Below are 10,263 nucleotides of genomic sequence, written 5' to 3'. Positions count from 1 at the left end.
CCCATCATGCGGCGGCTCCGCGCCGACCGCGAAGAGAAGCGAGTGACCCGCGGGGCGACATGATCCGGAAAGAAGACGGGAAAAGCTTGACCTCACCGACCCCAATCAGAGAAGCCTGCTAGAGCATGCACAGTGGATATCGCTGAACCTGGTCGTATGCGAGGAAATCATGCGTATTTGTGTGGCAGCTGCAATTCTTGGGTCTCTTCTGCCGGCACCCGCGGCAGCACGTGACATAACCGTTGCCACGTGGAATCTGGTTGGCACGTGGACAAGGCCACGGCCGCGACATGGTTCGCAAAATGCGATGGTCTGTTTGAAAAGGACACCACCACCGGCGTCTGGAAGCCCTCGACTGGCGGAACGGCATCCCTGGCTGGGAGGTCAATTTTCGTGAGAAGGTCGAATGGGATTGGACCAAATTCCCGGTGTGCGATGTCTACAAGGATCGCTCCTTCGATACTGTGCCAGTGACTGTCGGCGCGTATGACAAGCGGCTGCAGCAGCTCAATGATTTCATACAGAACACCATCCCTGCCGACATCTACGCTTTTGAGGAGGTGAGTGGCGAGCAGGCCGTTCGAGAGGCCCTGCCTGACGGGGGGAACGGTTATAACGTCTGCAGTTACTCCGACTTCAAAGTTCAGCGCCTTGCTGTCGCGTGGAAGTCGGAGCTTGGTGAGGCGGTTGCCTGCACGGTCGAACCGCAACTGAGCCTTCCTGGTAATCCGGAAGAAGACCAGCCCCGTCCCGGATTGTCGGTTGACCTGAAGATCGACGGAGAGCTGCTTCGCGTACTGGTCGTGCACCTGAAATCGTCCTGCGTATCGCCGCTCGAGGCCAGCGGAGACCTGACAGACAGCAACGACCGCGACTGCAGGATTCTGCAGCAGCAGATCGTTCCAATTGAAAGGTGGGTCGAGGACCGGTTCAGCGGTACGGATAAAGTCATTCTGCTTGGGGACTTCAACCGGAACTTCTGGCACGAAGTGCACGAAACAGGTCCGGTCCGGACGGATGGCAGCTCACCGCACACGCCTCTGCCGGCCGGTGTACTGGTAAAGGACCTGTTCGGAGAAGTATTCGATGACGACCCGGCTGCGACAACGGTGACTCTGCTTCCTGAAGAATGTCCGGCAAACGCGACGACAATGGCGCTCTGCCACAAGGGCGAAACGGAAATTCTGAGCTCAGACGAGAGGAAGCAACTCAGTCAGTCCGCGAACCTTGGATGTCGAAACCCGCTGGGACTCGATCATATCCTGATCAGCCGTGGCATAGCGAGCGCTCAGGCAGCCGAACATGTAGCGATTGCGGGCGACCAATGATCGATCCCAGGCCTCGAGCAGCAGACGCGACCAATGCACCGGCATCGACGTGGGTAGAGAGTTTGGCTGCGAGCCCGCAGCCGACATGGGTGGCGATTTTCCCTTACCGACGCTCCTGCCTTTCAACCTCTGGAACCAAACGGTGCGCAATGACTGCGCTTGAGCCTTGGCGGCGACTATCTTCGTATCGTGCTGTCAAACGAGTACGGGGCAGCACCGCTGACCATCGACGCAGTCCACTGTGCCCCGCCTGGCTAGCGGCATCAAAGCAGAAAACCTCAAACAAATGCTTCTGTTCTGCCGTCGGGTAGGCGCGAAGGCGCAAAAGCCGAGTACAGCCCTTGTTGATAAAGATGTCTGCTTTCGGGCAACCGCAAACTTGGCCTCATCGTCCGAGGGCGCCAAGCGCAAAGCTGCCATTCCGCAGAAGATAAATGCGATCGGCGAGTGGTAAATCAGCTCCTTGAGTCGACTTTGGCGACCCACTTTGTAAGCTACTGATAAACAAAGATTATGTTAGTCGCTGAGGGTGTGATATTCTCAAAGAAAATCAATGGTTAGCCAACCCATATCCTTCGTATCGTCTCGTATGGTCTGGCGAACCTGAGGATCAGTAGGACGACTAATTTTTCAATGCAACGGCATTTCTCCTTCCTACAAGGAGTTCGGTGAGCGACCATAAGGGTACGAGCGCGGCTGGTTTGGGTCGTCACGAGAGAGGACTGGCAGCTTTTAGCTGGAATACAGCAGACCGGACATTCAGTCTTCCGAATCAGCGAACACTTAAATTTATGAGCTGAGCCAACGGTCTGCGAGCGTCAGCCGTACACTCATCGTAGTTTTTTGGGGGCTTGCGTCCCGCAAGCCATAACTCGGGACATGACATCGCAGGATCCCTAGCGGGCCGCCGTGCAGAGTAAATCGAGAATTTCGTTTACCACCAGTACCTCTTTTCGTTCGTCGAATATAGAATCGAGCAATGCACCCATCTCATTTGAGGAAATGATCTCTTCTATTTCGGCGGAGCTCCGCTCGCGCATAAACTGGCAATGGATGCTTAATTCCGATCTGCCGACGACATAGCAGCCAACCAGCTCGGACTTCTCGTCTCCGAACTGGATGTAAAAGAAATCGGGAATCCCTTTTATATCTCCGACATGGAATGACGCGCCGCCCTCGGAAATGTCGCGCAGGCCTAAGTTCGCATAGTTGACCTCGCGAATCCCCTTGGCGGGAAACATCACCCTGATCTCAAAATCGACCGTTCGCCGGTTCCATTTTCTATCCCCGAGTACGGGCTCTACTCGCATCGGCTTACCCCACGAGCCTGAGTGTTGGCGCGGTTTTATGTGTCGTCGCAATGCCATCAGCCTTCTGGTCAGCATTGGTCAATGAATCGAAGGCTGCAATGGAGGTAGGCTTGCTGACGAGGTAACCCTGCGCCTGCGCGCATTTCTCAGTTCGGAGGAAATCGAGCTCCTCTTCTCTTTCCACCCCTTCGGCTACCACGGGAAGCCTAAGGGCGGCGCCAAGGCCCAACACCGCTCTCACGATCGCAGCCGAATGCTCGTTGCAGTCGACTCCTCCCACGAAGGAGTGATCGATCTTGATCTTGTCGAAGGGGAAAGCTCTAAGGTTGGCAAGCGATGAATAGCCGGTACCAAAATCATCCATGGCGATCTTGACCCCAAGTGCTTTTACGCCCCGCAACGTGACCAGAGCCTGATCCAGATCGTGTACCATTGCCGTTTCGGTGATCTCTATCTCAAGCCGCTTGGGAGAGAGTCCGGTACTTACCAGGGTTTCCAGTATCAATTCCGCCAGCGTGCCGCTCTGGAGTTGAATAGCCGACACATTCACGGCAATTGACATGGGGTTTTTCCACGTCACGGCGTCTGCGCAGGCTTGGCGAAGGACCCAGGCATCAATCTGGGAAATTTGTCCGCTCTCTTCGGCGATAGGAATAAACACGGCAGGAGAAATGTCGCCGTGAATGGGATGATGCCAGCGCACAAGGACTTCAAATCCCCCGATCGTACCGCTGTCAATGTTCATTTGGGGTTGATAGGCCAGCCTCAATTCGTCGTGCGCTATCGCGACCCTTAGGTCTATCTCCATTTGCCGGCGGTCGCGCATCTCGACGCCCATCGCAGATTCAAAGAGGCGATAGCCTTCGCGGCCGCCCTGCTTTGCCTGATGAAGTGCCGCATCGGCACTGCTCGCGAGGCCCTGTGCATCTGCGGCATCGTCGGGCAAAACCGCTACCCCGATGCTAGCTGTGATCTCGTAAGGGGTATCGTTGTCGGCGTTGGATGCCTGAAACGCCGAAAGCAGCCGTTGGGCGAAATAGCCGGCCTCTTCGCGCCGTTCCAAGTTCGGGATGACGATTGCAAATTCCTCACCACCTAGCCTGGCAGCAAAGGAACACCCGGTAAGTGATGCTTTCGTGCATTGCGTCACGCGCCGCAATAGCGCGTCGCCAGCAGCATGGCCGAAACGATCCTTGACGTGTTTGAAGCGGTTCAGCTCGACAAAGAGCAAAGCCAGTTTGTGCCCATTGTGCTTTGCCCGAGAGATCTCGTCGGCCAGTTGGCGATCATAATCTGCACGATTTGACAAACCCGTTAGGGAATCGTGACGAGTGAGAAACAGGAAATCCCGTTCGGCTTTCTTGCGGGCGCTCAGGTCGCGGACCGCAATCAGGTGGCGTTCGGTTCCGCAATAATCGATATTCCGCAGTATCAGCTCGGCTGGTACCGAGAGACCACCGTGCACGACCTTCAGGTCCGCCTCAATGGCCGTATCAGGCGTCGCGAGAAGGGTCGCTATGGTGCCCTCGTCGAAAAATAGCTCCAACCCCTTGTTGGCGACGTCGTCTCGTTCCCGCCCGACCAGAACCGACAAGCTTGTGTTGATGGTGATGATCTGGTGTCCGTTGCACACGAGAAGGCCTTCCAGCGCCGCGTCGGCAAGTCCGCGCATCCGACCCTGCTCGAGAATCCGCCGCCGCTTGTCCCGTAGATCGAGGCGTAATCCTGTGAGGGATGCGATGAGGATCATGCTGCTGACGATCGCCACCGCAAGGGATAGGTTGAACGGCGTTGCATCATCCGCTGTGACGACGGAAAAACAGTTCCCCAATCCTGCGTCCATCATGCCAGTGAAATGCATGGAACAGATTGCAATCGTGAGGATGCCAGCACCGCCCAGGCGAGAGGCCATCGAAGCGCGCGACAATCCGACAAGCAATGAAAGAGCTCCAAGACTCACTCCTGCAACGATAGACAAAGCGATTAGGCCGTCGTTCCAGACGATCGCGCCACCGATCTTCAACGCCGCCATGCCGAGATAGTCCATGCATGCAATGCCGAGGCCGAGAACGCCGCCGCCGGCAGGAGCATCGAAGCGAGTTCGACCTCTTGTCGCCAACCAGAATCCGATGCCCGCGCAGATGATGCCGCTGGCCAGGGACAACAGCATTTGGGCCAAGCCGTAGCCGGTCTGATACCCCGGCGAGTAGGCGAGCATCGCGACGAAATGGGTGGCCCATATACCGGACCCGACGGCTACGGCGGCGACGCCGATCCATGCCAAATGGATATAGCCGGCGGCGGCTTTTGCGTGATGTATCAATGCCAGTGCCGCGAAGGTGGACAAGGCGCATATGAAAATGGCTATGGTCACTAGCCATGGATCGTGCATTGCCCACAGAACGAATACCGCGTTCATCGCGCCGCACTCCAAGCAGGCCAGCAATATACGCGTGAAGACGATATCCAGCGCCGCTTAGACGGGCAGAAAGCAGGCGGCCGAGTGTCCACTTTCTCAATGGAGGAGACTGGATGGCTGGTCCGATTCTGGGGAACCCGCTGGTTCTGGAAAATCAACATCTCAAGACCCTGCAACACGACTGCACTTGAAGCGACGAACGTCGACTACGCTTGATGTGCAGAACGATAATCGGGGCCCAAGCTCTTGGAAATCCGGCTTAATACCGTCGCTAAATCTTACGGTGGGAAAAATCCCATCGGCAAAAATACCATTCATCCAAATTTCTACGTATTTTTCCCGATGTTATTTTTACCTATGCTATCGTGCCATAAGAGCTGGCGCAGGCGGATTCGCCGCATGCAACTGTTTCGTAACCACGCCAACCATCTGCAAAAAATAACTTGCTTTCCAGGGTTTTCTCATGCTGGCACTAGTCGAAGACCATCTTCAAAGTATCCGAAACGCCCAGTCCGACAGGGACATCGCTTCGGTTTTGAACAAAATCTCCGAACACTTTGAATACCGCAGTGCCTACGTTGTCGAATACATGGGGCCCCAAAAGACGCCCCGAACCGTCGTTGACACGAATGAACACCGGGACGGAGTATGGAGTGAGTATTTCAGCAGTGCGCTGTATGACGGTAAAGCCGCCATGGACATACTAACTTCGGCACCGGTCATCTTCCTTGATGCGAACCGTTTTTCCCCGGAGGTTCAAGCCAGGAAGGATTTTTGGATTGAGAACGATATAGTCGATTGCACCGTTGTCCCTATTCAGCATGGGGGCGAAATGGCGGGGGTGGTGGTTTTTTGCGGACCGAGGCGATTGACGCCGGCCGAGCAAACCGCGCTTCAGATCGTAAGTTACAACCTGTTCGCTCAGACGCGCTCGTTCAGGAGTGTCGGGTCAAGGGCATTGCCGGGGCAGTTAACCAGTCGCGAGAAGGAGGTCATGAGGCTTTCATCCGAAGGACTCACATCGCAGGAAGTTGCCGAGCGCCTGGGAATGTCGCCTAGAACCGTGAACCAGCATGTCGACAATGTCGCACACAAACTGGGGACGAAAAATCGGACGCACACCGTGGCCGAAGCGATACGCCATGACCTTCTCAGATGACCTTGCGTTCCGGTTGCGGCTGCTTTCAGGCAACGGGGGAGCGTAACTCTACGGCTGATATAAGGCGCAAAGCTGCCCATTCGATAGAGATGAATGCGGTCAGCGAGTGACTGGATCAGCTTCTTGAATCAATTTGGGCGAACCGCTTTGTAACCCGTTGGCAAATAACGATTATGTTAGTCGCTGAGGGTATGAGACTTCTACGAAGCAGGTCCAACTTCGCTGCTAAGGCGGCGCGAGGCATCAAGAACTGTGCAAGATCTGCGACAACGCTCCCTAGATCACCCGGATCGTGGGCGACATCTTCGATAAAAGCACGCCATTGTCGCTGCTTCTGCACGTCCTCGCCAAAGGATGGTGTCAGTGCATCGGGCAGGTCCTGAGGTATCGCTGTTCCGCGCCGCGCGAAGGTGTCGGCAATCGCTCTTGGGAGCCTGTCGCCGTCGAAGGAGAACGACCCGCTGAGAATCCAGATATCGTAGAAATCCTTCATCCGGCTGTTCGCTCGCCCAAGCGCCACCATCGCCTGGAACTTCTCGGCTATGACGGTCTCCCGCACATAGGCCCGCAGCCAGGGCGTGGGAAAGTCCAGCATGGATGGATAGTCCAGCATCTCCGCGCCGGGCTCCATCGCGTCGCCGAAGCCGATGTCGATCGTGAGACTGATCCGGGCGCCACTAACGGAGGCCATCGTGCTCAGCCTCAGCCTACCATATTCCAGCTCTGCGCGAATGCGGTCGACACGAAGCGCGTTGGCGTCGAATTCGACCATCGGCGCCACCCTTGTCACCAATTAGCAAGATTTCCGTCAGGGCTGGTGACTGCCCCTAATTGCACCGTGGTCATCGTGGCCACTGCCGCAGTTGATAGGTTGCCGGCATGGGTGTCTTGGCACTGTGTCGTAAAAGTCTTTGGTAGACGACAGGTGCCAATGGCAGCAAGGAACCGCTGACATGCCCGGAGGAGCGTTTGCTGTGGCGCATTTTGGAGTGGGTCGATTGTCGGATCGGGACCCAAAAGGTCGGCAAGTTGACAATGCCGACGGTCAGAGACGCCCAAAATCAGAAAATTCAAGTAGGTACGCCGCTTGCTTGTTCACGGTATCGCCGGACCACATCTAACAAATTCACGGGCCGGCAAGAAGGAGATCGACATGAACCGAACTTTCAAGACGGCCGTTCTGTCCGCCGCCGTGGTCGCCACTACCCTCTCGACTTTGCCCGCTGCCAATGCGGGTGATTGGCGCCTTCACGGCTACGCCGGCCGTTATGCCGAACCGTGGACGCATGAATGGTATGTCTATTGCTCGTACCGTTATCGCAGCTTCAACCCCCGCACCGGCACATTCACCGGCTATGACGGCGAACAGTATTTCTGCATTGCCAACTGAGGCTTCCCTGCCCAGACAAAAAGGGCTGGCCTTGCGGTCAGCGCTTTTTGTTAGTCGGCAGTGAAGAAAAGCGATTTCCGGCATGGGCGTCGAAAGGGTTTGCTGCTGCGCACAGAGGCGCGCTCAGCCACAGCATTCCATTCACCCTGGCGCGACGGCGCATCAACCCAGAGCTCAATCGCCTGTTTTGCAGCCATGCCTCACGAGGGCGTGCGCTTGCCCAACAGTCTTCGCCTGGTGAGGGTAAAGCATTTCCGACATGTCATCCCTTTTTAGGTTTGTCTTTCGCCGTCTGCGCTTTGACGATCCCGCCGCCGAGGTGGCGGCCTCGCGGGTCAGGCGCGCGTGATGGCGAAAGGGTGATTATCAGCTCTCCGGGTGGTCGTCCGGCCACTGTTGTGCCCCGTGCAGTACGCGGAGGATGCGGATCGTTTCACCGACCACACGATAGGCGGCGATGTAAGGCGTGCCGGCAATGACGAGTTCGCGAGTTCCTGATAAGCGGCCGGGCCTGCCGCTCTCGGGAAAGTCGCCAAGACGGCGGGTCGCGGCCACGATCCGCTCGTCGATTGCGATGGGGGCCGCAGGATTGTCGGCCTCGATATGCGTGAAAATGCCGTCGCGATCCGAAGCGCGAAAGCCGACCAGGCGAGCTTCACGATTTCAGGTCGCCGGTCCTGCGCCGGGCAGCGGCGCGTCGCTCGGCGAAATGGGCTTCAACCTGATCGTCCGGGATGTCGGGCCGGGTATCGTCCAACGCCTCGAGTACCTTGGCCCGGAACCAGGCATCGTGTGCCTCGCTGTTGGTCACCAGTTCGAGGGGGAGCGCACCTTCGTTCGCGGTGCGGGTGAGCATAATCCGGACCGCGTCCGAACCGTCAGGCCCATGTTTTCCAGAACCGCGGATGCTCGGTCCCGAACATCGGCATCGATCCGTGTCTGAACCAGCGCGTTTGCGGCCATGACCACCTCCTTCTGCGCTCAATGTAATGCAATTGAATGACGTGCGCTGGTCCCATTGCAGCCCGCCCATGCTCGCGTTCGTTCGGCCACACATCGAGCTGGCCGTGATCGGCGGCGGTCGACAGATCGGCCCGGTCGATCGGGACAGGAACGGTGCAGGAAGATCTCGCCATTCCGGCCTCGTTTATGATCCACGAGCGAGAGCGCTTGCGGGACGGGCGAAGAGTCGGCTGGGAGTTTTCGCCGCCCCTGCGGCGGGCGATGCGCGGCTGGATGGCTTCGAAAACGCTCCCGCGCCGCCGGCGGCGCGGGAGTTCTCTGACCTGCCGGTCAGTCGACCGGGTTCCAGATGATGGCGTAGGTGTCGTCGTCATCCTGGCCGGCGGCGCGGCCGAGATTGGCGTAGAGCTTGCGCGGTCCGAACTCGGGTGCGGCAATCGACAGGCTGACATAATCCTTGCCGGAAGCCTCGCCGATCCGGATCCAGCCGGCGCCGACCTCGACGCCTTGCGTCAGCACCCGGAAGTCAGGATGGGTGTCGGCGCTCTTGGCCTGATTGGGCACGATGTCGATGTCGGCGCGGACGCTGAGCGTCTTGAGCTGGCCCTTGTAGCCGCCGTTGTCCTGCTTGGTGACGTAGCCGATCGCGGTCATTGGAAGTCTCCCTTTGGTGCTCGCCGGGGACCATTCCCCTGCGATGGCGGACCGTGATGGGCGCGTCCGGACCGCCCGACCCTGCAAAGGCCGCAGCGGCAGCGGAGGACCCGAGCGGACGGCTTTTTTGAAGCGAAGCGGCGCGAGGAAGCCGCGGCAGGCGGCGGGGAAAAAAGCTGGCGGCCGAGGGTTTCGGGCGGGCCGGATCCGCCCATAGGTCATCAGGCCAGCGGCAGGGGAATGGTCCTTGGAGAGCTTGGAGACGACCTGGAGACGCGGTCGATGCAGCCGGCAGATGGTCCGGGGGGACAGGGTCGCGAACGCTCAAATGCCGTGCCGACATCGAGATCGCGCCGAGACAGCACGCGCCATAACCCGCCTACCGGGCGCGTCTGCTGAGCGGGCGAACTTGTTGGGGGTGACGCTGAAAATCGGAGCGGCGCGGCGCTGGCGGGAGACTTGGCCGGGCAGTCGGTTCTGCCTGAAAGGGTGGGCGAGCGGCGGCGTCCAGATCGTCGCCGCCCGCCTTGCCGAGGATCACTCGGCCACGAACAGCGTCCTGACTTTCGACCATTGCTCGGCGGTGCGGAAACCGCCGCGCCGGTCGCCTGCGTCTTGCGCCAAGATCTCTCGAAATATCGCCAGCATCGGTTCTGGGCGGGCTGGACAGCAAGCGAATGCCAAAAAAGTACGTTGTACCCGGTTCTGCCGCACTGTGAGAAACGGTGGTGCGGCAGGGTGTGGCAGTCACCACCCAAATACCTGCCGCACTACCACCCCATCCCCTTTAGGGGTGGGGGTGGTGAGGCAGGGGTATGAAGAAAGAAACTCGAGGTGCGGCAGAAACAGGTGCGGCACCAATCATCGGAAGATCCAGCCATGATGGAAGCACCACCAGCCACCAAGACCGTGACCCGGCGCCGGATATCATGGCGCGAATTCTATGCGCTGCGGCCCGACCTGCGGCCGGTGAATGAGTGCCAAGCTCAAGCTGTCAGCCACTCATCAGCAGCACGTGCCGCCGCCACCTCGAGCGCGTC

General features: G+C 58.3%; 6 protein-coding genes and 3 pseudogenes. 3 read left to right on the top strand and 6 right to left on the bottom strand.

The window, feature by feature from the left end:
• The first annotated feature begins 428 nt into the window (after positions 1–428).
• Positions 429–1,328: an endonuclease/exonuclease/phosphatase family protein gene (locus O7A60_RS31400; protein ID WP_337109527.1), complete on the top strand. Its 900-nt coding sequence runs from the start codon at positions 429–431 to the stop codon at positions 1,326–1,328.
• Between the two features lie 896 nt (positions 1,329–2,224).
• Here O7A60_RS31400 and O7A60_RS31395 read toward each other — a convergent pair.
• Both O7A60_RS31395 and O7A60_RS31390 read right to left on the bottom strand, forming a co-directional pair.
• On the bottom strand, positions 2,225–2,569 hold the full coding sequence (locus O7A60_RS31395) for a hypothetical protein (protein WP_337109526.1): 345 nt from the start codon (positions 2,567–2,569) through the stop codon (positions 2,225–2,227).
• Between the two features lie 73 nt (positions 2,570–2,642).
• The gene (locus tag O7A60_RS31390; RefSeq protein ID WP_337109525.1) at positions 2,643–5,057 is read right to left on the bottom strand and encodes an EAL domain-containing protein; all 2,415 of its coding nucleotides are present in this window, start codon (positions 5,055–5,057) and stop codon (positions 2,643–2,645) included.
• Between the two features lie 463 nt (positions 5,058–5,520).
• Between O7A60_RS31390 and O7A60_RS31385 the strand changes: the two genes are divergently transcribed.
• On the top strand, positions 5,521–6,216 hold the full coding sequence (locus tag O7A60_RS31385) for a response regulator transcription factor (protein ID WP_337109524.1): 696 nt from the start codon (positions 5,521–5,523) through the stop codon (positions 6,214–6,216).
• A 214-nt stretch (positions 6,217–6,430) separates the two neighbouring features.
• Here the strand turns inward: O7A60_RS31385 and O7A60_RS31380 are convergent.
• A pseudogene (locus O7A60_RS31380) lies at positions 6,431–6,985 on the bottom strand (nucleotidyl transferase AbiEii/AbiGii toxin family protein); the annotation flags it as partial.
• A 384-nt stretch (positions 6,986–7,369) separates the two neighbouring features.
• Between O7A60_RS31380 and O7A60_RS31375 the strand changes: the two are divergent.
• Entirely contained in the window at positions 7,370–7,606 is a 237-nt protein-coding gene (locus O7A60_RS31375; protein ID WP_337109523.1) for a BA14K family protein, read from the top strand.
• A 366-nt stretch (positions 7,607–7,972) separates the two neighbouring features.
• Here the strand turns inward: O7A60_RS31375 and O7A60_RS31370 are convergent.
• The 3 genes and pseudogenes from O7A60_RS31370 to O7A60_RS31360 form a co-directional block, all read right to left on the bottom strand.
• Positions 7,973–8,265 (bottom strand): annotated as a pseudogene (locus tag O7A60_RS31370) (type II toxin-antitoxin system RelE/ParE family toxin).
• Positions 8,262–8,569, bottom strand: a pseudogene (locus tag O7A60_RS31365) (type II toxin-antitoxin system RelB/DinJ family antitoxin). The pseudogenes O7A60_RS31370 and O7A60_RS31365 overlap by 4 nt, the downstream one beginning before the upstream one ends.
• A gap of 330 nt (positions 8,570–8,899) precedes the next feature.
• On the bottom strand, positions 8,900–9,223 hold the full coding sequence (locus O7A60_RS31360) for a DUF736 domain-containing protein (protein WP_126101826.1): 324 nt from the start codon (positions 9,221–9,223) through the stop codon (positions 8,900–8,902).
• Positions 9,224–10,263: the final 1,040 nt, after the last annotated feature.

It is taken from the genome of Mesorhizobium salmacidum (SeqCode), from assembly GCF_037179605.1.
Lineage (GTDB): Bacteria > Pseudomonadota > Alphaproteobacteria > Rhizobiales > Rhizobiaceae > Mesorhizobium > Mesorhizobium salmacidum.
Note: the sequence above shows the minus strand (reverse complement) of the source record. Positions and strands in the feature narration are given on the sequence as shown.

What these genes read in the sequence shown, in the direction of transcription:
- O7A60_RS31360 (WP_126101826.1), bottom strand. Translation starts at nt 9,223, where the DNA reads ATGACCGCGATCGGCTACGTCACCAAGCAGGACAACGGCGGCTACAAG.
- O7A60_RS31385 (WP_337109524.1), top strand. Translation starts at nt 5,521, where the DNA reads ATGCTGGCACTAGTCGAAGACCATCTTCAAAGTATCCGAAACGCCCAG.
- O7A60_RS31375 (WP_337109523.1), top strand. Translation starts at nt 7,370, where the DNA reads ATGAACCGAACTTTCAAGACGGCCGTTCTGTCCGCCGCCGTGGTCGCC.
- O7A60_RS31395 (WP_337109526.1), bottom strand. Translation starts at nt 2,569, where the DNA reads ATGTTTCCCGCCAAGGGGATTCGCGAGGTCAACTATGCGAACTTAGGC.
- O7A60_RS31390 (WP_337109525.1), bottom strand. Translation starts at nt 5,057, where the DNA reads ATGAACGCGGTATTCGTTCTGTGGGCAATGCACGATCCATGGCTAGTG.